We start from the raw sequence: 22,453 nt of genomic DNA on the forward strand, positions 1-22,453 counted from the left end.
TATATTTCGTACGATAAGAATCTATATTAGCCTAATAAAAAGGCTTATTATATGAATGTATTAGTGCAATATTTCGGAAAATAGAGTTGTAATTTGATTCGTTATTTTTTTGATTTTACCTTAATTAATAACTTTTGCTTATAATATTAATTAGCCGTAGCAATCAATAAAAAGCATTCTTAGTAACTCTAAAAATAGTTTGTTAACAATAAATTTCCTATTTCTAGAAAGGCCATTACCACACTGTTACATTAGCACTTCCGCTACTTTGGTATCCTTCTGTTGCTATTACTTGGTAAGACCAATTAGAGCCTAGACTCATTCCCTTACTTCCCCATGCATCAGCATGATTTTTCATAGTTATAGAATTATTAGTACCAAGTGATCTTTTTGATTGCCTAACACTCCAGAATTGTTGGAAAGTTGCAGTACCATCTATTGAAGGTGCATTATATCTAGTAGTTTGGTATATATCATATGTGCCTCCATCACTAGTTACAGTACCCTTATAATTTCCTGTAGGTCTATAAGTTCCCCAGTTATCAACAACATAATATTCTATAAGTGAGTTTCTTGTCCATCCATATAGAGTCAAATATGCATTGCCAGAAGGTTGAAACTGACCAGCATTATAATTTGCTACTCTAGTGTATGATCCCGAATTCCATCCTTTACCAACAACAAAATTACCGCAATTTGACCATGTAACACTATAATTACCGCCTGAACCATTAACAGGATTTACTGTTCCACCGCCATCAGTCCAATTTTGCCAGTAGTCTGTAGCTGCCTGTGTTGTTTTTACGTTTACAACTGAAAGCGCAAGTGTGCAACACATCAATGATGATAAAAATAATTTTAATCCTCTTTTTTTCATTATTAAATTTCCCCCTAATTATATTTATTTAGTTACTTTAAAAACCAAAATATTTCTATTTGTTGCTACTCACCTACATACTACTTGAATATTACCTTTTATAATTACTTTTTTTATATTTTACGTCATTTTCTTTTCAGTAAATTGCTTTTCCTATGTTATTACATGAACTTCTAGATCACATCCTTTCTAAAAAATTTTCTTTGTCTACTAACAATGATACTCTCAGTAAAAAATAAAAGTTTTCTATCGTCATATAATAAAATAACAAATTCAAATTTGTTATTTACAATCACAAAATATTTATATTATATATTCATTTATTTTATTCATCATAATTCGTTTCCACGGAACTAAATTAATTTTTAAAGTTATCATTCAATAAGTATTCTTAATTTATATATACCTAAAAAATATATATCTACTCATCTCCATACTGATCAATCCACTCATATGCAATTCCCTCTAAACTTACAGCTTTAAATCCATTAGGCAGAACATAAACTTTATGCTCCTAAAAACATTGGATCTCTATACATTAGAAATGATATTACAATTGAATCTTTGATTCACGATGCTAGTCATGAATCAGGTATACGTACAAAAGTAGAAAATGTAATTTTTTATATATCTTTAGGAGGGCTTGCGGAATTGTGGAATTGTGGAATTGTGGAATTACTGAAGAAACTTTAGTCTAGTCAAATACACTATAAAAAAAAGAGTTAAGCAATTATCTTGCTTAACTCTTGTATTTATTTCACTAACTTAACAACAACCTCCGCATGAGGAGTGTTAGGGAACATATCCTTAACTGTACTTTGGACAACTTTGTATCCTGCATCTATTAAATCCTTTAGGTTTTCTACTAAAGTTTTTGGATTGCATGATACATAAATTATTTCCTTAGCATTGAATTTAATTACATATTCTAATGCTTTTGGATGTACTCCACTTCTTGGTGGATCTAGGATTATGATATCCGGCTTATCTTTAACAGTTTTTATTATTTCTGCAACATCACCTGCTAGGAACTCGCAGTTATTTAAATTGTTTAACTTTGCATTTTCTTTTGCTGCTTCTACAGCTTCTTCTATAAGTTCTATTCCAACTACTTTTTTAGCGTTCGAAGCTGCAATTTGACCTATAGTTCCTGTTCCACAATAAAGGTCAAAAACAACCTTATCATTTGATTCTCCCATAAAATCTCTAACTATACTATAAAGGCTTTCAGCCCCCTTAGTATTAGTTTGGAAGAATGAAAATGGTGATATCTTAAATTGTAAACCTAATAAATTTTCTGTTATATAGTCTTTTCCAAACAATAAATTTACTTTTTCAGGTATTACAGCATCTGAAAAGGAATTATTTTCAGTGTGTAATATAGATACTAAATTTCCTTTATAAGTTTGTGATTTTAGTAAATCTACATACTCTGATAAGTCAAAATCTATTTGCGTCGTAGTGACTATATTAACCATTAATTCACCAGTATTTATTGCTTTTCTTATAACTAAGTGTCTTAAGTAGCCTTCTCTTTTCATAACTCTATAATAAGGTAATTCCTTATCCTTAAAATAATTTACAGTTTCTCTTATTATAGTTCTAAAATCTTCATCAACTATTAAGCACTTATCAACAGTTATAATTCCAAATGATTTTCCTTTCATATGCATGCCTAAAGTTAATTCTCCACCTTTTTCGAAATCTCCAAAGGTAAACTCCATTTTATTTCTGTATTCCCATTGTTCCTTGCTACCTACAACACCTAAATACTCTCCCATAGGTATATTAGCATCTTCAAATAATGCCTTAACTTCTTCACTTAGTAAATCTAATTGCTTATCATAAGTTAAGTTTTGTGATGTACAACCACCACAAACTCCAAAGTATTCACAAGATGCATCTATCTCATAATCTGCTCTTTCATCTACTGATAAAAGTTTTAACTCTGCAAATCCTTCTCTCTTCTTCTTTACTCTACCACTTACCACTTGTCCTGGGAAAGCACCCTTTACATATATCTTTTTTCCTTCTAAAGTGCCTACTCCAACGGATGGAAATTCTGTTTTATCTATTTTAACTTGTACTGTACTTCCTTTTCTCATGCTATCTCCTAATTAATGTTTATTTTAACATTGTTTTTTTTCCTATAGTTCTTCCAAGCTTTGTTGATTCACAAATTGTGCTATATAGAATATTAGTTATTACATATATTATCAAGAACATTGGTTGTCTTTGTGCAATGTAAAAACCTGCGAATTTTAATAAAAAGTCAAAAACTAATAATAAAAGTAAAGCTAATGCTATAGCTACTATTTGATCTATAGTTGCAGCTAAAAGTCTTTTTATAAACTTAACTGCCTTTCCATCTTCTTTTACTTCTTCATTATTTACTTCTTCGTTATTTACTTCTTCGTTATTTACCTCTTCGTTATTTACCTCTTCATTATTAATTATTTCATTATTAGCCATTCCCTCTTCATTATTCATTACTACATCTTCTCTATCTACCAATTTTATATCCTCCTAAATTAAAAGTTAAAGTATGTACTATTTTTTAAAATCATAGTTTTTAGAATCTAATTTGTATAATAAGAAATCATCCTTTATCGTTATTGTTTCTACTAATCCATTTACATTTGTTTCTATAGTTCCATTACTATTTTGGTTTACAACTATATCTTTTATTTGATTATCTAATTCTGAGTAATCTCTTTCTGGATTATTTGTCATAGCTTCTGAAAATAATGCTATGGATGTTTCTTCAAAATTGAATTTGTCTTCAGTTTTTATTTGGTCCAAATCTAACTTAAATCCTATCTTTAGATTTAAGCTTCCACTAGCCATATCTGCCCCATACATCTTAAATCCATAATACATACTTTCCATTCTATTTGGTTCAGGATTTAAATTGTCTATATATATATGGTTATCGTTAATTGTTTCTCCATTTTCTTCTGTAACTTTTTCTTCCTTAGAATATTCTAAGTCATAAAAAGTAGCCACCTCTTCTATTCTTGACATTATTTCATCATTTAAAATAGTCACTTGGTCTTTTGTATAATCTTCTGCCCATACACCTTCACCTATAAATTGCTTTTCTTCAACTTTAGGTGGTTCTTGAACTGTTTTTGCTTGTTTATCATTTGAATTTCCGCTACACGCCACTAATGATGTAGCCATTATTCCGCTAATTACAATCATTAAAAATTTTCTTATCATAATAATCCCCCCTAGGATTTTTTAATCTTATGTATTTATAGTTTCCTAAATCCAATTTATTATAACACTAAAGTGGCTATTTTAAAAGCCTCTGTCACATAACTGCCATAATAGCAAATGGACAAAGATAAATTTTCTCTGCCCATTTTATTACTAATTATTTTACAACTTGTGATACTATTATTGCTATTCCAATTAAAGCTCCTGCTAAAAATATAGCTATTGCTATGTTCCCCTTCTCTAATTCTTTATTAAAATCAGCTGGTATTATTGCATCAAATATCTTGTATCCAATTACCAATACCAATATTCCGACTGCCCCAAATAATAAACTTAATCCTAAGTTCATAAGTGTACTTAAAACTATATCCATATCCCATTCCCCCTTCAATTTAGATAGTTATATAATTAATTTTATCACAAATATCAAATCTATAATATAACATATTTTATAATTTATAGGATTATATTGTTATTTTATCTTTCATCTTTTCGAAAGTCTTATCACCTATTCCTTCTATATTTTTCATTTCATCTATTGATTTAAATCCTCCATTTTTTTCTCTGTACTCAATTATACTTTTTGCCTTAACTTCTCCTACTCCATTTATTTTTTGAAGTTCTTCTAAAGTGGCAGTGTTAATATTAATGACTCCATTTTCTGAAGTGCTCCCATTATTAATATTTGTATTATCATTAACATTTGCATTTGATAAGTTATTCTTATTTGGTATAACTATAAGTTGATTATCTCTTAATTTATCCGCTCTATTTATTTTCTCTATGTTAGCCTCATCAGTTAGCCCTCCAGCTTTAGTTATTAAGTCCCTAATTATACTTCCTTCACTTATTTCATAAACATCTGGATTAACAACTTCCCCTTTTATTTCAACAACTATCATTTTAGTGCTTTGGGGAGATTTATTTTTTCCATTTACTTCTTTAATAGGCTCTGCACTTACTTCTGCACTATCCTCAGCATGAGATTCTTCATCTACAAATATATTTTTCATATATTCATCTTTAAATACCTTAGATTTATTTCTTCCATACAAGATAAATGATGTTAATATACATATGAAGACTAGTATAATTAATACTATATTTCTCTTTGTTAAAAATTTTTCCATTTTTTTATCCATAAATCACCTCTAATTGATAAATCTTTATCTTAATTATTAACTTTTTATTAACATTTTAACTAAAATTTACTTAATTATTCATAAAATATAGAATGATGTCCTTATTTCTGATAAAATATTTTTGTCTATATGTAATAAGTTTATTATGGGAGAATTAATATGAAAAAATTTATGAGAAAAATCTTCCTATTCACTGCTTTTATATGCAGTGTTTTTGCTGTAAATGTAAAGGCTACTGAATTACCTCAAGTATATTCTGAAGGTGCAGTATTAATGGATGGAAGAACAGGTAAGGTTATTTATTCTAAAAATGAGCATACTCAATATGAGCCTGCCTCAACAACTAAGGTTATGACAGCATTAGTTGTTCTAGAAAATACAAAGTTAACTGATAAAGTTACTATTGGTGAAAAACCAACTCTAGTAGATGGATCTGCAATTGGTATAGCTAAAGGAGAAGTTTATACTGTTGAAGAACTTATGCTAGGCCTTTTATTAGAATCTGGTAACGACTGCGCTGAAGCATTAGCTGAACATGTTTCTGGATCTAATGAAGAATTTGCAAAACTTATGAATGCTAAAGCTAAAGAGCTTGGTGCATTAGATACAAATTTTAAAAACCCAAGTGGTTTACACGAAGATGGGCACGTTACTACAGCTTATGATTTAGCACTTATAATGAGGGCTGCTTATCAAAACGAAGACCTTGTGAGAATTGCGCAAACTGAATCTCACAAATATGTAAATCATCCATTTTCTGATGGTAGTGAAAAATGGGCTACAAATAGAAACCAGCTATTTAATGAATATACTCCTTATTATTATCAATATGCTTATATTGGTAAAAATGGATATACTCCAGAAGCAAATCATACATACACCGCTACTGCTATGAAAGATGGACAATTTTTAGTAGCAGCATTATTAAATGCTACAGATAAGGATAACTTTTATACAAATATAGGTCCGTTATTTAATTATGGATTTGATAATTTTGAAACTATAAAGCTTATCAATAAAAATGATGTGCTTGATACATATAAAATTAATGATGATATATCTATCCCTTTACTGGCTAAAGAGGATTTATATTATACTAAATCTAAATCAGAAGGAATACCTTCATATACTGTAGATTATTCAAAAAAGGATATAAGTAAGAAAAATATAAATAAAGGGGATATTCTTTTAAAAGCTAAAATAAATATTAATGGAGAAACTATATCGTCCTTAGATTTGGTAAGTGGAGCTAATAGAGAATATAATAGTCAGGTTAAGATAAAAGAAAAATTGTCTAATTTAGTAACTACACCTAAATTTATTGTCATTGTTGTAGTTGTAGTAGTTATTTTAGTAATTCTTATTAGATACTTATTTTTATCTATAAAAAGAAAAAATCTTAGAAGAAGAAGACCTAGGTTTAAATAAGCTTGAAGTCATAATAAAAGAAAAGTGTGTTGTAAAATGATTTATAAGTCATTTTACAACACACTTTTCTTTTATTAGTAAAATATACATTGTAGTTACTTTTATATATAAAAAAGTAACTACATCTCTGCATCTAAGTGCAAATTTAAAAAGTAAAATGTAGTTACCTTAATTTTAAAAAAGATAACTACATTTGTATAACCATATATTACTTTAAATATTCTATAAGCTTTTCTATGTCCTCTGGAACTCTTGCTCTAAGACTTAATTCCTTTTTAGTTCTTGGAGATTTAAAATCTAATCCATAAGCATGAAGCGCTTGCCTGTTTATAACTTTTCCATCTTCTTCACATCCATATAAAGTATCTCCCCAAATCGGATGTCCTAATGAACTTAAATGAACTCTTATTTGATGTGTTCTCCCTGTTTCTAACAAGCATTCAACTAAATCTGAATCGTTAAATCTTTCTATAACCTTATAATGAGTTATACTTCTCTGTCCTCTTTCATCAATAACTCTTCTTATAGTTCCTTCTTCTTCTGGCCTATATATCGGTAAATCTATAGTTCCTTCATCATTTTCCATATGTCCGTGCACAACTGTAAGATATCTTTTTTCAACATTATTTAAAGTCATTTCTTTAGATAATTCCATATGTGCATATTGATTTTTAGCTATAATAATAAGTCCAGATGTATCCATATCTAGTCTACTTACAAGCCTAACAATGCACTTTTGATTACTTTCTTTAAAATAATGCATTAAGGCATTAGCTAAAGTACCACTTTGATATCTTTTTGTTGGATGAACCACCATATTAGGTCCCTTATTCACCACTATTATATCTTCATCTTCATATACAATATCTATTGGTATATCTTCTGGATCTATATTTTGAGTTTCTTCTTTTACTAAATCAATTAACACTTCTTCATTGCTTTTTAGTACATAATTCATTTTTACAGCTTTCTTATCTACAAAAATTCTTTTATCTATTGAAGCACTTCTAATTAACCTTGAAGATAATCCTAATTCCTCTTTTAAAAATTCTCTAATTTTTCTTCCTTCGTATTCTTTTGAAACAACTTTTTTTATAGTACTCATTTTTCCTCCTAGTAAAAAGGAGCTGTCGCACAACTCTACATTTTACATTAAATGATTTTCTGCGACAGCCCCTTTTAGTTTCCAAATAAGTTATAATCTTTACCTAATAATATTACAACATCATATTGTTTATATTCTGATTTGCCTATCTTTTCAAACTTTTGTATACCTGTATCATTTTTAAGCAAATCCTTCAATTCCTTATTATCTGATTGAATTACACTTTTCTCTACATTATCAGTATTTCCAACTTCTACATTTGCATATCCAAGAGAAAGTAAACTATCTTTTGCACTTGATGCTAATCCATCAATTTTTGTTCCGTTTAATACTAATACTTTTAGATCTTCTTTATTTATTGAAGTTATAACTGGAGCTGATGAAGAGCTTTCTGCTCTTAATGCATTTATTAAATCTCTATTTGTATCTTTATCGGCAATCAAGAAAGATTCGCCATAAAGATATTCTGATTGGCCTTGAAGAGTAGTCATAACTATATTCTCTGACTTTAATCTCATAATTTTCATACCAAGAGAAATTAAAGTCTTAGCTGGAATATTAGTTTCAACATTTTCACTTATAGCTTTTAATATTTTTGGTGCCTTAAAAACTATACTTGGGCTTAAAGCCTTATCTACAACCTTACCAATAAATTGATGTTGGTTATTGATTCTACCTAAATCCCCTTCTTCTCCTCCACTTCCATCATTATTTTTTCTCCATCTAAAGAACTCTTCTGCTTTTTTACCATCTAATTGAACAGTTTCTCCAGCTTTAAAGTTTATGTGAAGATCTTGTTCATCATCATCATAGAACATATCTTGCTCTATATACATTTCTACGCCACCTAAAGCATCTATTATACTTCTAAAGGCATTATAATCTACTTCAACTATATAATTTAAATTTATACCTAATAAATCCTCTACATGTGTCTTTATCTCATCTTCCCCACCTATAACATATGCAGCATTTATTTTCCAATACCTTCTATATTCACCAGTGTCTAAATAAGCATCTACTTCAATCATAGTATCTCTTGGTATAGACACTATATGAACCTTCTTAGTATTAGGATTATAATTTAAAACCATTATAGTATCACTTCTTCTACCAGCTTTATTTTGATTTTCTGTATCACCTACATCCATACCTAAAATCAAAATATTTACAGGATCTTTAGATGATACTGGTGCTACTCCAGTACCTAAATTATTTGTTTTTAATCCTGACAAGAAGTTAAATATATATATCGCACTTCCAAGTATTAATACTAATAGAATTGTTATTATAAATGTTGCTATTCTCTTTCTTTTTCTCTTTTTCCTTCTAGCTTCAATTCTTTTTCTTTTAATTTGGTCATCTTTAGAAGGTCTTCTTCCCTCTCTATTTTCCAGGTTTTCTCTCCTACTCCCCATCCTTTTAATTCCTCTCTGATTTTTTTCATAGTTAAATAAATTCAGTTCTTATTTATTTAGTAATAAATAATTTCTAGCTTTTATACTATTTATATCAATAGGAAACCCTTTATCTAATAAATATTTAATAGTATGAGTTAATCCTTGAAGAAGGCCTTTATCTAAATCAGCAAAGCTTTCTTTTCTAATTAAATCTACTCCAGGAAAGTTTCTCCCTGGCTCTATCATATCAGCCATATAAATAATCTTGTCTAGATTACTCATATTTTCTTTTCCCGTAGTATGCCATCTCATAGCACTTAATATTTCTTCATCTTCTATTTTAAAAATCTCCTTACCTAATATCGGTGACACAATACTATGCCATAATTCAGGAGTTTTTTCTTCATCATATGATAAATTGATATTATTTTTAGCCATGATATCCTTTAACTCATAGATAGTCATATTTTTAGCTATATCATGAGCTAATGCTGCTATTTCAGCTTTCTTTTTATCTACCTTATTTATTTCAGCTAATCTTATTGCTGTTTCAACCACACCTAAAGTATGTTTATATCTACTTTCAGTTAAATGCTCTTTAAGGTAGATTTTCATTTCTTCTTTACTAAGCATATATCTTCTCCTTAAATATCGTTATAAATTCATCTCTCTTTAATATTTTCACAATAATCATAAATATTATTTTCTTTAATAAAATCTAGAACTCCTTTAGGAATAAAAAAATCAATTCTTTTCCCCTCTTTAATTCTAGATCTTATCATAGATGATGAAATTTCTAAGTCCATTATATCTAAAAAGTTGATACTTGTGTTATATTTTTTCTCAATTTCATTCTTTTGTAATTTTAATGACTCTTTGTCATATCCTGGTCTATTAAATACTACTAAATTAGAAGTCTTAAGTATTCTATCTGGATTTTTCCATTTTTCTATATTTATAAGACAATCAGCTCCAGTAATAAAGTATAATATATTATCAGTAGATTTAAAGTTTTCTAAGGTTTCATAGGTATAACTAAAACCTTCTTTTTCTATTTCATAATTACTTATTTCAAAATCCTCATAACTTTTTATAGCTTCTTGAACCATTTTATACCTTAAAGGAGCCTCTAATATATCCTCATTTCTTTTATGAGGTGGGCTCCCTGCAGGCATAAAAATCACTTTATCTAAATTCAATTGACATTTAGCTTCATATGCAATATACAAATGTGCTAAATGAATAGGATTAAAGGTTCCTCCTATTATGCCAATCTTTTTCATAAAAATTCTCTATTTACTAGGTATTTCTATCTTAGGTTTTTTTGAGGATTTTTTATATAGAACTATTTTGCTTCCTATAGCTTGAATTCCTTCACAACCAATCTTCTCACATATATAATTTGATACTTCTCTAGCTCCTAAACCACTATTTTCAAGTACCTTTATCTTAATAAGTTCTCTTGCTTCTAAAGCTTCAGTTAATTGTGTTAAAAAAGCTTCCTCTACTCCATTTTTACCAACTTGGAATATTGGATCTAAGTTATTTGCAAGCCCTCTTAAATATGCTCTTTGCTTTCCTGTTATCATTATTTATCCTCCTATAAAATATACTCAAACTCAAAATCGTTAAGTCTTACCATGTCTCCATCTTCTATTCCCATTTCTCTTAACTTATCAAATACACCTTTGTTTCTTAGTACCTTATGGAAATATCTTAATGAGTCAGCATCATGGATATTTACTGAATTTAATAATCTATCTACAAATGATCCATAAACTACATATACCTTGTTATCATCTTCTCCATCTTCGATAGATACATCATATGTAAATCTCTTTTCTTCTTGTACAAATCTTTCTTCGTCACTGATTTCTAAATCCTTTATTGGAATTTCTGAAAGCATTCTACCTGCTTCTTTAATTATTTCTTCAACACCTGATTTTGTTGCTGCAGACATCTTATATACTTTATCAAAGCCTAGTTCATTTACTTTTTTCTTAAAGTCTTCAAAAATTTCTTCGTCATAAAGCATATCTGTTTTATTTGCTACAACTATTTGAGGTCTATCCCATAGTTTAACTGAATATTTCTTAAGTTCTTCATTTATCTTAACGAAATCTTCGAAAGCATCTCTACCTTCTATTCCTGATATGTCTACTACATGTATTAATAATCTAGTTCTTTCAATATGTCTTAAGAAATCTAATCCTAATCCTACACCTTCTGCAGCACCTTCAATTATTCCTGGTATATCAGCCATTACAAAAGCATTAATTCCTTCAGCCTTTACAACTCCAAGGTTTGGCTTTAATGTTGTAAAATGATAGTTTGCTATCTTTGGTTTTGCTGCAGTTACTGTTGAAAGGAAAGTTGATTTTCCTACATTAGGGAATCCTACTAATCCAACATCTGCAAGTAATTTAAGCTCTAATGTAATCCATCTATCTTCACCTGGCATACCTGGTTCTGCAAAGTGTGGAGCTTGCCTTGTTGGTGTACAGAATTTGCAATTTCCTTTTCCACCTTTTCCTCCTTTTGCAATTACAAAAGTATCATCTTTATGTGAAAGGTCTGCTATAATCTTATTAGTTTCAAAATCTCTGATTATTGTTCCCATAGGAACTTTAACATGAAGATCATCTCCATCTTTACCATAACATTTTGAACCTTCACCTTTTCCACCAGCTTCAGCTACAAACTTCTTTTTATATTTAAAGTCTAAAAGTGTAGTTAAACCTGGATCTACTTCAAATATTACACTTCCACCTTTTCCACCGTCTCCTCCATCTGGACCTCCAAGTGGAACATATTTTTCTCTTCTAAAAGACACACATCCGTTTCCACCATCTCCAGATTTAACGAATATCTTAGCCTTATCTATAAACATAAAATCACCCATCTTTCTTTAAATTATTTATAATAATATAAACACTTACTTACTTTATATTATCTCACTATTTTTAATGTTTATTATATCATGCGCAAATTAATTTCTAATCCATTAAATTAATGGACAATTGACAGTGTACAATGGGCAAGTTTTATTCATTGTCAATTGCCCATTTTTTGTTCTTACAAAATAAAGCACCCTAAAACAGGGTGCTTTTTAGAAAAAATAATATTATTCTGCTATTTCTTCAACATTTACTGGGTAAATGCTAACTTTCTTTTTGTCTCTACCCATTCTTTCAAATCTAACGATTCCGTCTTCTTTAGCAAAAAGAGTGTCATCTCCACCTTTACCAACATTAGTTCCTGGATGGATCTTTGTTCCTCTTTGTCTAACTAAAATGTTACCAGCTAAAACGAACTCCCCGTCAGCAGCTTTAACTCCTAATCTCTTTGATTCAGAATCTCTACCGTTCTTTGAGCTACCTACCCCTTTTTTGTGGGCAAATAATTGAAGGTTCATTATTAACATACTATTGCACCTCCTCTTTCAACATTCTTATATATTCACTGTCTTTTTCATTTCCAAAACTCAATTTAAGAGATTGTATCAAGCTTTCTATACTTTTTTCAAAAGTTAAAAGTAATACTTGGCACTTCTCTATATCCTCGTTATTAAGATTAGATAAGTCTATATGTAAGAAACCATCATCTATATCATACTTAACTTTAAGCTGCAGTACTTCTTGAATACCTATTAGGGTACTTTGAGATAATACTGAAACCGAATTGCAAATCATATCATAAGCATCTCCGACCTTCTTCATTTCAGCTCTTGATAAAGCATGACCTTTTATCTTAAATCCAAGGCATAAATTATCTTTTTCAAAAATCTTTACTTTAATCATAATAATTAAGCTTCGATTTTTTCAATTATTAACTTAGTGTATGGTTGTCTGTGTCCAGTTTTCTTTCTGTAGTCCTTCTTTGGCTTATACTTGAATACTGTAACCTTCTTAGCTTTGCCTTGAGCAACAACTTTAGCAACAACCTTAGCACCTTCTACAACTGGTGTACCAACTTTTAAAGCATCACCATTTGAAACTGCTAATACTTCTGTTAATTCAACTGTTGAGTCAACTTCAGCGTTAAGTTTTTCAACGAATATTACGTCTCCTTCTTGAACTCTGTATTGTTTTCCTCCTGTAGATAATACTGCGTACATTAAAAACACCTCCTCTTATTACGGTCTCGCCAACCGAGGTACAAAGCTCTAAACTTTGTTTATATAAAAACCTCATATGTGCGGTTTAACATCTGATATTGTATCATAATATTATGTTGCTTGTAAAGAAGTTTATTCATATTTTTCATAGCCACTTATTCTTAAGTTTTTTATATTTTCCTTTTGACTATTAAATATAAGTGGTTCTATTTTATATCCTTCGATTCCATCCATAAAATTCAAATAAATTTCTTTATTTAATGAATTTATATTACTTAAAAATGAAAAAATATCTCCTTTTACCATTTCTTCATAATTACTATCTAGTTCTATATAAAATGAATTAATAGAGTTTTCTTCTTCACCTTTAATTATCTCATTTCTTATCAACTTTTCTATATATGATAGCTTTAAAACATATCCTTCTTTATTACACCTTTTGCAGCCTTCTTCTAAATATTCATATATTGATTTCCCTCTTCTTTTTCTGGCTATTTGAACAAGGTCTAGCTCTGTAAAAGGGAAAATTTTCATATTACCTTTATCTTCTTTTAAAGCTTCCTTTAAAGCATCCATAACAAAGGCTTTTTGTGAAAAATCCCTCATATCAATAAAATCTATAACTATTATTCCACCAAGATTTCTAAGTCTAATTTGTCTTCCTATTTCACTAGCCGCTTCTATATTTGTTTCTAATATAGTTTTATCAAAATTTCTGCCTTTAATATTTTTAGATGAGTTAACATCTATAACGTACATAGCTTCTGTTTTATCTATTACTATATTTCCTCCACAATTTAAAGCCACTTTTTTATGTCTTAATTTTAGGATTTCCTTTTCTATTCCATAGTAATCAAATAGACTTCTCGTATTATTAAACTTCTCGATGCTAACTTTAGCATTACCTTCTAACAATGATTTTACTTCATTTAAATCTTCTTCATGATTTAAAATTATTTTACATTCATTGCCTAAGTTTTCTCTTATTACTTTATTTAAAATAATATTTTCTCCATAGACTTTTCCTAGCTTTAAACTATATCTTAATTTTTTTATAATTGCTTCTAGTTCTGATAAAAGACTTACTTTTTCTGATAATAAATCTTCATCACTTGCATGAACTGCTTCTGTTCTTATTGTTATTCCATATCCATCTATATTGTTAATAGCCCTTAATATTCTTTCTTTTTCTTCTGTATTACTAATTCTCTTGGAAAAGTTAATTTCTCTTCCTCCTAAAGTTAAAACCATAAATCTTCCTGGTATGCTTATATTTTTACTTACTTTAGCACCCTTATTGTTTATTGGCTCTTTTATTACTTCAACTAGTATTTCATCGCCTTTTTTTATTCCTTCACTTTTAAGCTCATTGCTAAAATACATATATGCCTCTTTTTCTAAACCAATATCTACAAAAATAGAATTGATAGCGGGCACTATATTTTTCACTCTTCCTTTATATATCTCGCCCATTTTAGGTCCTGAAGAGTGCTCCTCCACGAAGCACTCACTTAAAATTTTATTATCCCTTATAGCAATTCTTAAAAGCGGCTCATCTCTTTCAATGAAAATCTCTCTCATAAGATACACTTCCCTAAATACATTTATCTATCGGTATGTACTTATTATCTTTCAATACATACATTTCTTCTCTCTTTATATCTATAAAAGCATCCTCTAATATTTCAGGAATATTGCTCTTTATATACTCTGCCACTAAATCTGGTGATAAATGTTCTCTACTTCCTGATGATATTAATATATTTAAAATTAACTCATCATTATTTATCCAATGCTTCATTTCTTTTATCATTGTCTTTAGATTTACTTCTTTTTCACCTTTTTTACTTTTCTTTATAGTAGTCCACTCTGACTTATTAATAAGCTCTTCTATTTTACTTTCAACCACATTTGAATCGCTACAAAGCATCTTTATAGTAAATCTAGCTGCATCTACTAAAGCCATAGTTTGAGGTAATTTCTTTTCCCCTTCTTTAGTTATAACTTTTCTTGCATTTAAGAACTTAATTCCAGATGCTGTCTTAGCATTTAATCTATCTATTATTTCTTTTTCTTCTAATTCTTCAACTAAAACTATATCCATATATTCAGCATCAGAATAAACTCCAACAGATAAGGGTTGTGCTATAGATAATGCCATATGTGGATTAAATCCCTTTGAGTACTCCATTGGAAGATCAGCTCTTCTTATTACTCTTTGTATTGTTCTCATCAAATCTAAATGAGATATAAATTTAACGCTAGATTCTTTAGTAAACTTAATTACATAACGCACCTTCAAAACACTTCCCTTCTTTAAAGTTTACATTTATTCCACAACCTGTACATCCTTTTCTACAATTTTGTGTAAGCTCTGCTCTTTTTGCTTTTTCATTTTCTACTTCTAGATATTTTCTGTTTACTCCAATATCTATGAAGTCCCATGGAAGTATTTCATCATAGCTTCTATCTCTATATACATAGAAATCTTCATCTATATTACATTCTTTCATAGCTTCCATCCATATATCATAATCAAAGTACTCTGACCATCCATCAAACTTAGCTCCCTTTTCAAAAGCTTTAATTAAAAGATCACAAGTTCTTCTATCTCCTCTTGCAAATACAGCTTCCATAAATGAAGTCTTTTGTTCATGATAGTTATAGTGTATAGCTCTTGACTTTATTGCACCTTTTACTGCATCAATCTTTTGCCAAACTTCATTTGGTCTAGCCATAGGAGCCCATTGGAATGGAGTAAATGGCTTTGGTACAAGTATTGAAGTACTTACTGTAATCTTTAAGCCCTTTGCTCTCTTTTCTTTAGGAATTCCATAGTAAACAGCAGCCATCTTTTCTGCAAGTTCACCTATACCAGCTGCATCTTCTATTTCTTCATAAGGAAGTCCTACTATAAAGTAAAGCTTTATAGTGCTCCAACCTGACTCAAAAGCACTTTTAGTCGCTTCTAATATTCTTTCTTCTGTAAGTCCTTTATTTATAATATCCCTCATTCTTTGAGATCCAGCTTCTGGTGCAAAAGTTAAACCCGTCTTTCTAACCTTTTGTATTTCTTTTATTAAATCAACAGAAAAAGCATCTACTCTTATAGACGGAAGGGCAACCCCTACATTTTTACCACTATGTTCTAAAATTAAATTGCTTACAAGACTTTGTATATCTGAGTAATCACATATACTTAATGATGCTAAAGATACTTCTTGATATCCAGTTGCATCTATCATCTTTCTTGCTTGGTCTAATAATGTATTGGTAGTCTTTTCTCTAACTGGTCTATAAATCATACCAGCTTGACAGAATCTACATCCATTTGTACATCCTCTTGAAGTTTCTAAAACTACTCTATCATGTACTATTTCAGAATATGGAACTATCATATCTAATGGAAAATCTACTTTATCAAAATTATTAACTATTCTCTTTTTAATTTTAGCTGGAACATCTTCAAACTTAGGCTTAAACTCTTTTATAGTTCCATCTTCCTTGTATGTAACATTATATAAAGAAGGAACATAAACACCTTCTATTTTTGCTATTTCTCTTAAAAACTCTTTCTTTTGTCCTTTTCCCTTGTACTTCTTATATACATCAAGAACTTCATTCATGACTTCTTCACCTTCTCCAATTTCAAAGAAGTCTACTATATCATATAGAGGTTCTGGATTATATGCACAAGGACCTCCAGCCATAATTATCGGTTCTTCTTCTCCTCTTTGTGAAGCTCTGATTGTGATACCAGCCATATCTAGCATATTTAGTATATTTGTATAACTCATTTCATATTGAAGTGTAAATCCTAATATATCAAATTCAGTAAGAGCATCTTTTGTCTCTAATGTCATTAGAGGTATTTCATTTTTTCTAAGCTCAGCTTCCATATCTGGCCATGGAGCAAATACTCTTTCACAGTATGTATCTTTTCTTTCATTTATTGTATGATAAAGTATTCTTGTACCTAGATGAGACATCCCTACTTCATATACATCCGGGAAACAAAATGCAAATCTTATATCAACATCTTTTGGGTTCTTAACTACTTGATTCAATTCACCACCAACATATCTTGATGGCTTTTCAACCTTATGTAAAATATGGTCTGTAATTTTGTTCATAATCTTTCCTCCTAAAGTGAGAATAATCCATTAAAAAAGAAGTATATCTCTATACTTCTTTTATATCTTTTATATCTTTTCTATTCTAGCATATATACATCTAAAAAGTAAATCTATTACTCACTATATACACCTTATAAATTTATACCATTTTTAGATATCAAAGCTTTCTGTTTTATATACTCCTCCAAAGTCATATTTCCATAAGCCTTTAACCCATCAATTAGCTCATCTTCATTTAATATATAAATAAGCTTCATATCATCATCTAAAATATAAAATGTATTAAATTTGTTTCTATCAACTAAAGCTAATACATTAACAAGTCCCTGCTTGTAATATACTGATATGGATTTATTCTCTATATATTTATTTTTTAAAAGCTTATTTCTTTTTTTAACTACGTTGCTCATAGTTATATACATTGTAGTATGCTCTTCCATTCTAGTAATGTATATTATGATTACTGCACCTATAATCATACTTATATTTAGACTATGTAGAAATATATAAATAATAACTGATATTATAATAAATAAAGCTGCTATTGAAAAACTAACTATACTAATTATCTTTTGGGCTTTTTTAAACAATATTTTTTTTGATAAAATAATTTCTAATATTCTTGATCCATCTAGTGGATATGCAGGTAATAAATTAAATACTGCTAACCCTATGTTTAAATACATACTAGTTTCTATAAAACTAGAATTATAATTAATATTTATAATATAGAAAAATATCGCAAGAACTATATTTAATAATGCTCCCGATAAATAAACCATAATTTTTTGATTTTCTTTTAAACTATCTATATCTATAAGTTCTGCCTTCATTCCAAATACATGGAATTCCATATTATAAAACTTACAACCAAACCTTAATGCAACTAGTATGTGCGCTAGCTCATGTAGAAATACCCATATTAACGCAAATATAAACATACTGTTATAACTGCAAACTAAAACTATTAATATTATTTCTGCCAATATTTTTTTTGTCTCTCTCTTCATTTATATCTCCCTAAAAATTGCTACATCTCTATATAAATCACCCTCTATTTCTAACCTCTTGAAATTAAAATCACCTTTTATAATTATTGATTATCTGTAGTATTCTCTTCAGTTAATGTGCTTTGACTTTCATCTATGTTATCTTGTTCTTGTGTATTAGTATCTTTATCTATACTTAATTTATCATTAGCTTCCAATAGATCTTCTTTATTTTGCACATCTCTAGAGTCTCCGGATTCATCAATATTTGTTTTTGCTCCTTCTTCTTTAAAGCTTGGAACTTCTTTATCTAAATTTTTTATTTCACTCATTACATCAGTATATTTTTCTTCTATAATATTAAATACACTTTTATAATCAATCCCCATCTTATCCATGCTTAATAATATATTATCGTAATTAAAATTAGTACCTACTGTAGTTTTACATATATTATATAGCTCCTTCGCATTACTATTAGGTATAGTCTTTAATGTAAAAACTCCTAAGAGCAATAAAAAAGTACATATTAATCTAAGAATAAACTTATCTATATATCCCATACTTTTTTTAGGTGTTGCAGCTCCATAACTTCCCCTTTGATAACTAAAATTATGAACATTTCTTACATTTGGATATATGTCATCCCTCGTACTAATTATCCTTTCTTGCTTATCAGGTTTTCCTTTTACTTTTTTCCTTATTTTATCGTAATATTCCTTGTACTCCTCTCTGTACCTGTCCATACACCTCACTCCTATCTCTTAATATTGTATTTATATTTTCAGTAATAGTGATTTATGCTACATACGATATATTTTGCAATCTTAAATAAAAAAAGCTATAGAAGATTCAAAGCCTTCTATAGCTTTTTTTATTATTAAAAATATATTTTTTTCCTTCTCATTCCTACGTTTAGAACTAATCCAATTGACATTACAGTTGTAAGTAATGAAGTACCTCCATAACTAAGTAAAGGTAAAGTTATACCTGTAATAGGCATAAGTCCTATAGTCATACCTATATTCTGTAAAAGTGCAAATAAGAAATATGCAACAAGACCTACACAGATTATTGAACCAAAAGTATCTTTAGCTGTTCTTCCTATCGCTATCATTTTAGAAATCAAAAGTCCATATAGCAATAATAAAAGTGCTGCACCTGCTATTCCCCATTGTTCACCTATACTTGCAAATATAAAGTCAGTTTGAACTTCTGGAACATATTGAGCTGCATATCCTACAGAGTTTTCCTTAGTTGAAGATCCCTTTAATCCCAAAACTCCTCCATTGCCTATACTTATAAGAGATTGTCTAAGTTGATATCCCGACTGTGAAGTATCTGACTCTGGATTCATAAATGAAGTTATTCTTTTCTTTTGATAATCTTGAATAAGTCCTGAATTCCAAACTATTATCATGGCCAAAAGTAACGATAAAATTCCACCACCAATAATTTTTAAATCTAGTCCACCAATAAAAAATATTCCTAAAACTATAAAGAATAAAACCATTGTCATCCCCATATCTGGTTGTATAACTATAAATACTGCTGGAACTATAGCATAGAATGCCATTGTTAAAAAGTTCTTCCACTCATTGATTGTCCCATTCATTTCTTCTAATGTTTTTCCTAGCATCATTATAGTAGCCATTTTGGCTAATTCTGATGGTTGAAAGGATAATGGTCCAAGTCTTATCCAACCTCTTGCTCCATTAATGTCAGTTCCTATAAATATAGTAACTATAAGCAGAAGTATAGATCCCCAATAAAAAAGAGGAGTATATGACTTTAATAATGTATAGTCAATTGCTACAACAAAATATAAAGCTACTAAACAAACAACAAACCATAATGATTGTCTCTTTAAGAATAATGTTCCAAATTCAGCTACACTAGCTAAATATATATTAATTATTCCGAATATCATTAAAGCAATCATTGAAAATAACATCACTTTATCTATTTCTTTTAACTTTTTAAAGTCTATTTTAAATTTTGATAACATATTTCACCTCCATCTTTCAACCTAAGAATTATTATATCCAAAAATCAATGCTTTCTCTATAATAATTGAGATAAATAATTAAAATTTAAGAAAATATTAATTAAATTTAATTTAAAAAGAGAAAAAGTGTGTTAACTTTTTCTCTTATGGTTGTTTTATGTTTTTTATTGGAATATTAGCTACTAAAGCTGGATTATTTCCCTCAACATTTTCAGTTTTGCTTACGGCTATTTCAACATCATCTGCCTCTATTTCTACATACTTAGATAGAACTTCTAATATTTCCATTCTTATTTTTTCTAGGGTTTCATGAGGTAAATCCCCTCTATCATGTATTAATATTAACTTCAGTCTATCTTTTGCCACCTCTTTAGGTGTTGGTTTATTTGAAAACTTTCTAAAAAATTCCACCTCTCATAACCCCCTACTAACGCTTAAATAATCTTTTTAGTGATGCAAAAAAACCTTCTCCCCCTGTTTTTAAATCTAAAAGGGGTACTTCTTCTCCATTTATTCTTCTAGCTATGTTTTTAAAAGCTTGTCCAGACATTGATTTATCATCAAGGACTATAGGTTCTCCTTTATTTGTTGAAACAGTTATATTTTTATCATCAGGAACTACACCCAAAAGTTCTATTGATAAAGTTTCAATTATGTCTGGAACATCTAGCATATCTCCTCTTTGAGTCATTTCATAATTTAATCTGTTAACTATTACTGCATGATCATCTAGACCTTTTGCATCTAATTTCCCAATAACCCTATCAGCATCTCTTACTGAAGTTATTTCTGGATTAACTACAACAATAGCTCTATCTGCTCCAACAACTGAATTCTCAAACCCTTGCTCTATTCCTGCTGGGCAATCAATTAAAACATAATCAAAATCTTCTTTTAATTCATTAACTAGTTTCAGCATATCTTGTGGTCTTATATCATCTTTATCTTTAGTTTGAGCTGTAGGTAATAAACATAAATTTTGATACCTTTTATCTTTTATTAAAGCTTGCTTAAGTCTACATCTATTTTCTATAACATCTGTTATTGTATAAACTATTCTATTTTCAAGCCCCATTAAAACATCTAAATTTCTAAGACCTGTATCACCATCTACAACCACAACCCTTTTATTTAGTGCAGCTAAAGCAGTACCAATATTAGCTGTAGTTGTTGTTTTTCCAACTCCACCCTTACCTGATGTAATAACTATAGAAATTCCCATTTTTTCTCCCTCCAACGCTATATATATTTCTTTGGTAAATATGGCTCTACCACGATAATATCGTCTTTAATCTTTGCTAGTTCCGGATACGATGGCTTTACACCATCTTCTGGCGCTATAGTAACTATCTCCGCTATTTGGAGTATTTCTGGTTGAAGGCTAAAAGCTGAAATTATAGCTTTTTTATTGCCACCTACCCCAGCATGCACTTGACCTTTAATTGTTCCTAAAACAATTATATTTCCCCCTGCGTAAACCTCAGCTCCATTATTAATATCACCTATTATAACAATATTCCCATGATACCTTACTAATTGTCCGCCTCTTATTGTTTTCTTTATAAATTTAGTTTTTCCTTCATATACGCCATTAAAAATTTTACTTTCTTTTTGATCTTCTTCTTCTTTAACCTCTTCAAAAGCACATTCTTTGATTTGTATTTTTTCAAATAAAACATCTTTTAATCTTAAAATATCATTTTCATCTACATTCTTTAAATTAGCTGAGATTTTAAGAGATGCGCCTTTGTAAAATCCTTGCCCTGCTGTTAGCTTATCTACTAATACTTCCAGCATTTCATCAAAATCACTAAATCTCTCCATATCAATAGTTGCATTGATACCTTCTTTTGTACCTTTTATCTGAATTCTATCGTCATTCATTGGTCACCCTCCACCAATAATTAAAGCTTCAATAATTATAAACTTTATTATATATCTATAATTATACAATTATATTATATCACTTAACAACAATAATTTACATAATTTATAATAAAATAAAAAAAACCATGTAAAAACATGGTTT

The 22,453-nt window shown here is 29.2% G+C and carries 25 protein-coding genes; 1 reads left to right on the plus strand and 24 read right to left on the minus strand.

The annotated features are described in order from the left end of the window. Nucleotides 1-235: 235 nt before the first annotated feature. The 6 genes from I2E83_RS05170 to I2E83_RS05195 all read right to left on the minus strand — a co-directional run bounded on the left by I2E83_RS05170 (nt 236) and on the right by I2E83_RS05195 (nt 5,241). Nucleotides 236-877, minus strand: a complete 642-nt coding sequence (locus I2E83_RS05170) for a glycoside hydrolase family 11 protein (protein ID WP_195262678.1) — start codon at nt 875-877, stop codon at nt 236-238. Between the two features lie 752 nt (nt 878-1,629). Beyond that, nucleotides 1,630-2,982, minus strand: a complete 1,353-nt coding sequence (rlmD, locus tag I2E83_RS05175; protein ID WP_195262679.1) for a 23S rRNA (uracil(1939)-C(5))-methyltransferase RlmD — start codon at nt 2,980-2,982, stop codon at nt 1,630-1,632. Nucleotides 2,983-3,001: 19 nt separating this feature from the next. Further along, nucleotides 3,002-3,391, minus strand: a complete 390-nt coding sequence (locus tag I2E83_RS05180; RefSeq protein ID WP_195262680.1) for an RDD family protein — start codon at nt 3,389-3,391, stop codon at nt 3,002-3,004. A 36-nt stretch (nt 3,392-3,427) separates the two neighbouring features. Next, complete coding sequence (locus I2E83_RS05185; RefSeq protein WP_195262681.1) at nt 3,428-4,099, minus strand: hypothetical protein; 672 nt, start codon at nt 4,097-4,099, stop codon at nt 3,428-3,430. Nucleotides 4,100-4,256: 157 nt separating this feature from the next. After that, nucleotides 4,257-4,472 (minus strand): DUF350 domain-containing protein, encoded by a 216-nt coding sequence (locus I2E83_RS05190; protein WP_195262682.1) that lies wholly within the window; start codon nt 4,470-4,472, stop codon nt 4,257-4,259. Between the two features lie 91 nt (nt 4,473-4,563). Next, on the minus strand, nt 4,564-5,241 hold the full coding sequence (locus I2E83_RS05195) for a helix-hairpin-helix domain-containing protein (RefSeq protein ID WP_195262683.1): 678 nt from the start codon (nt 5,239-5,241) through the stop codon (nt 4,564-4,566). A 159-nt stretch (nt 5,242-5,400) separates the two neighbouring features. Between I2E83_RS05195 and I2E83_RS05200 the strand changes: the two genes are divergently transcribed. After that, on the plus strand, nt 5,401-6,669 hold the full coding sequence (locus I2E83_RS05200) for a D-alanyl-D-alanine carboxypeptidase family protein (protein ID WP_195262684.1): 1,269 nt from the start codon (nt 5,401-5,403) through the stop codon (nt 6,667-6,669). Nucleotides 6,670-6,877: 208 nt separating this feature from the next. On the opposite strand, the gene I2E83_RS05205 is transcribed toward I2E83_RS05200, so the two are convergent. The 18 genes from I2E83_RS05205 to minC all read right to left on the minus strand — a co-directional run bounded on the left by I2E83_RS05205 (nt 6,878) and on the right by minC (nt 22,308). Beyond that, complete coding sequence (locus I2E83_RS05205) at nt 6,878-7,774, minus strand: RluA family pseudouridine synthase (RefSeq protein ID WP_195428852.1); 897 nt, start codon at nt 7,772-7,774, stop codon at nt 6,878-6,880. 74 nt (nt 7,775-7,848) lie between these two features. After that, the gene (locus tag I2E83_RS05210) at nt 7,849-9,192 is read right to left on the minus strand and encodes an LCP family protein (protein ID WP_195262686.1); all 1,344 of its coding nucleotides are present in this window, start codon (nt 9,190-9,192) and stop codon (nt 7,849-7,851) included. A 48-nt stretch (nt 9,193-9,240) separates the two neighbouring features. Beyond that, nucleotides 9,241-9,807 (minus strand): bis(5'-nucleosyl)-tetraphosphatase (symmetrical) YqeK, encoded by a 567-nt coding sequence (yqeK, locus tag I2E83_RS05215; RefSeq protein WP_195262687.1) that lies wholly within the window; start codon nt 9,805-9,807, stop codon nt 9,241-9,243. A 29-nt stretch (nt 9,808-9,836) separates the two neighbouring features. Then, complete coding sequence (gene nadD, locus I2E83_RS05220) at nt 9,837-10,457, minus strand: nicotinate-nucleotide adenylyltransferase (protein WP_195428854.1); 621 nt, start codon at nt 10,455-10,457, stop codon at nt 9,837-9,839. Nucleotides 10,458-10,466: 9 nt separating this feature from the next. Then, the gene (gene yhbY, locus I2E83_RS05225) at nt 10,467-10,763 is read right to left on the minus strand and encodes a ribosome assembly RNA-binding protein YhbY (RefSeq protein WP_195428856.1); all 297 of its coding nucleotides are present in this window, start codon (nt 10,761-10,763) and stop codon (nt 10,467-10,469) included. Nucleotides 10,764-10,774: 11 nt separating this feature from the next. Then, the gene (gene obgE, locus I2E83_RS05230; protein ID WP_195428857.1) at nt 10,775-12,064 is read right to left on the minus strand and encodes a GTPase ObgE; all 1,290 of its coding nucleotides are present in this window, start codon (nt 12,062-12,064) and stop codon (nt 10,775-10,777) included. Nucleotides 12,065-12,298: 234 nt separating this feature from the next. Next, on the minus strand, nt 12,299-12,598 hold the full coding sequence (gene rpmA / locus I2E83_RS05235; protein ID WP_008676729.1) for a 50S ribosomal protein L27: 300 nt from the start codon (nt 12,596-12,598) through the stop codon (nt 12,299-12,301). A gap of 1 nt (nt 12,599) precedes the next feature. Further along, a complete protein-coding gene (locus I2E83_RS05240) occupies nt 12,600-12,974 on the minus strand; it encodes a ribosomal-processing cysteine protease Prp (RefSeq protein ID WP_195428860.1) in 375 nt (124 codons plus the stop codon). A 5-nt stretch (nt 12,975-12,979) separates the two neighbouring features. Continuing rightward, complete coding sequence (gene rplU / locus I2E83_RS05245; protein WP_195428862.1) at nt 12,980-13,291, minus strand: 50S ribosomal protein L21; 312 nt, start codon at nt 13,289-13,291, stop codon at nt 12,980-12,982. 132 nt (nt 13,292-13,423) lie between these two features. Continuing rightward, on the minus strand, nt 13,424-14,872 hold the full coding sequence (locus I2E83_RS05250; protein WP_195428864.1) for an Rne/Rng family ribonuclease: 1,449 nt from the start codon (nt 14,870-14,872) through the stop codon (nt 13,424-13,426). Nucleotides 14,873-14,885: 13 nt separating this feature from the next. After that, nucleotides 14,886-15,587 (minus strand): TIGR03936 family radical SAM-associated protein, encoded by a 702-nt coding sequence (locus I2E83_RS05255; RefSeq protein WP_195428910.1) that lies wholly within the window; start codon nt 15,585-15,587, stop codon nt 14,886-14,888. Next, a complete protein-coding gene (locus I2E83_RS05260; RefSeq protein ID WP_195262692.1) occupies nt 15,571-17,424 on the minus strand; it encodes a TIGR03960 family B12-binding radical SAM protein in 1,854 nt (617 codons plus the stop codon). Before I2E83_RS05260 ends, I2E83_RS05255 begins: the two co-directional genes overlap by 17 nt. A gap of 134 nt (nt 17,425-17,558) precedes the next feature. Then, the gene (locus I2E83_RS05265; protein ID WP_195428866.1) at nt 17,559-18,437 is read right to left on the minus strand and encodes a site-2 protease family protein; all 879 of its coding nucleotides are present in this window, start codon (nt 18,435-18,437) and stop codon (nt 17,559-17,561) included. Between the two features lie 83 nt (nt 18,438-18,520). Continuing rightward, a complete protein-coding gene (locus I2E83_RS05270; RefSeq protein WP_195428868.1) occupies nt 18,521-19,162 on the minus strand; it encodes a peptidase M23 in 642 nt (213 codons plus the stop codon). A gap of 134 nt (nt 19,163-19,296) precedes the next feature. Continuing rightward, a complete protein-coding gene (gene rodA, locus I2E83_RS05275) occupies nt 19,297-20,424 on the minus strand; it encodes a rod shape-determining protein RodA (RefSeq protein WP_195428870.1) in 1,128 nt (375 codons plus the stop codon). 144 nt (nt 20,425-20,568) lie between these two features. Further along, nucleotides 20,569-20,835 (minus strand): cell division topological specificity factor MinE, encoded by a 267-nt coding sequence (gene minE / locus I2E83_RS05280; RefSeq protein ID WP_195262696.1) that lies wholly within the window; start codon nt 20,833-20,835, stop codon nt 20,569-20,571. Nucleotides 20,836-20,851: 16 nt separating this feature from the next. Beyond that, nucleotides 20,852-21,646 carry a septum site-determining protein MinD gene (minD, locus tag I2E83_RS05285; RefSeq protein WP_195262697.1) on the minus strand — a complete coding sequence of 265 codons (795 nt, stop codon included), beginning with the start codon at nt 21,644-21,646 and terminating at the stop codon, nt 20,852-20,854. Nucleotides 21,647-21,663: 17 nt separating this feature from the next. Continuing rightward, a complete protein-coding gene (gene minC, locus I2E83_RS05290) occupies nt 21,664-22,308 on the minus strand; it encodes a septum site-determining protein MinC (protein WP_195428872.1) in 645 nt (214 codons plus the stop codon). Nucleotides 22,309-22,453: the final 145 nt, after the last annotated feature.

It is taken from the genome of Clostridium sp. D46t1_190503_E9, assembly GCF_015555225.1.
Classification (GTDB): domain Bacteria; phylum Bacillota; class Clostridia; order Clostridiales; family Clostridiaceae; genus Clostridium.

Coding starts and splice junctions, on each gene's coding strand:
- I2E83_RS05170 (WP_195262678.1), bottom strand. CDS start 877: ATGAAAAAAAGAGGATTAAAATTATTTTTATCATCATTGATGTGTTGC.
- rlmD (WP_195262679.1), bottom strand. CDS start 2,982: ATGAGAAAAGGAAGTACAGTACAAGTTAAAATAGATAAAACAGAATTT.
- I2E83_RS05185 (WP_195262681.1), bottom strand. CDS start 4,099: ATGATAAGAAAATTTTTAATGATTGTAATTAGCGGAATAATGGCTACA.
- I2E83_RS05190 (WP_195262682.1), bottom strand. CDS start 4,472: ATGGATATAGTTTTAAGTACACTTATGAACTTAGGATTAAGTTTATTA.
- I2E83_RS05195 (WP_195262683.1), bottom strand. CDS start 5,241: ATGGATAAAAAAATGGAAAAATTTTTAACAAAGAGAAATATAGTATTA.
- I2E83_RS05200 (WP_195262684.1), top strand. CDS start 5,401: ATGAAAAAATTTATGAGAAAAATCTTCCTATTCACTGCTTTTATATGC.
- I2E83_RS05205 (WP_195428852.1), bottom strand. CDS start 7,774: ATGAGTACTATAAAAAAAGTTGTTTCAAAAGAATACGAAGGAAGAAAA.
- I2E83_RS05210 (WP_195262686.1), bottom strand. CDS start 9,192: ATGGGGAGTAGGAGAGAAAACCTGGAAAATAGAGAGGGAAGAAGACCT.
- yqeK (WP_195262687.1), bottom strand. CDS start 9,807: ATGCTTAGTAAAGAAGAAATGAAAATCTACCTTAAAGAGCATTTAACT.
- nadD (WP_195428854.1), bottom strand. CDS start 10,457: ATGAAAAAGATTGGCATAATAGGAGGAACCTTTAATCCTATTCATTTA.
- yhbY (WP_195428856.1), bottom strand. CDS start 10,763: ATGATAACAGGAAAGCAAAGAGCATATTTAAGAGGGCTTGCAAATAAC.
- obgE (WP_195428857.1), bottom strand. CDS start 12,064: ATGTTTATAGATAAGGCTAAGATATTCGTTAAATCTGGAGATGGTGGA.
- rpmA (WP_008676729.1), bottom strand. CDS start 12,598: ATGTTAATAATGAACCTTCAATTATTTGCCCACAAAAAAGGGGTAGGT.
- I2E83_RS05240 (WP_195428860.1), bottom strand. CDS start 12,974: ATGATTAAAGTAAAGATTTTTGAAAAAGATAATTTATGCCTTGGATTT.
- rplU (WP_195428862.1), bottom strand. CDS start 13,291: ATGTACGCAGTATTATCTACAGGAGGAAAACAATACAGAGTTCAAGAA.
- I2E83_RS05250 (WP_195428864.1), bottom strand. CDS start 14,872: ATGAGAGAGATTTTCATTGAAAGAGATGAGCCGCTTTTAAGAATTGCT.
- I2E83_RS05260 (WP_195262692.1), bottom strand. CDS start 17,424: ATGAACAAAATTACAGACCATATTTTACATAAGGTTGAAAAGCCATCA.
- I2E83_RS05265 (WP_195428866.1), bottom strand. CDS start 18,437: ATGAAGAGAGAGACAAAAAAAATATTGGCAGAAATAATATTAATAGTT.
- I2E83_RS05270 (WP_195428868.1), bottom strand. CDS start 19,162: ATGGACAGGTACAGAGAGGAGTACAAGGAATATTACGATAAAATAAGG.
- rodA (WP_195428870.1), bottom strand. CDS start 20,424: ATGTTATCAAAATTTAAAATAGACTTTAAAAAGTTAAAAGAAATAGAT.
- minD (WP_195262697.1), bottom strand. CDS start 21,646: ATGGGAATTTCTATAGTTATTACATCAGGTAAGGGTGGAGTTGGAAAA.
- minC (WP_195428872.1), bottom strand. CDS start 22,308: ATGAATGACGATAGAATTCAGATAAAAGGTACAAAAGAAGGTATCAAT.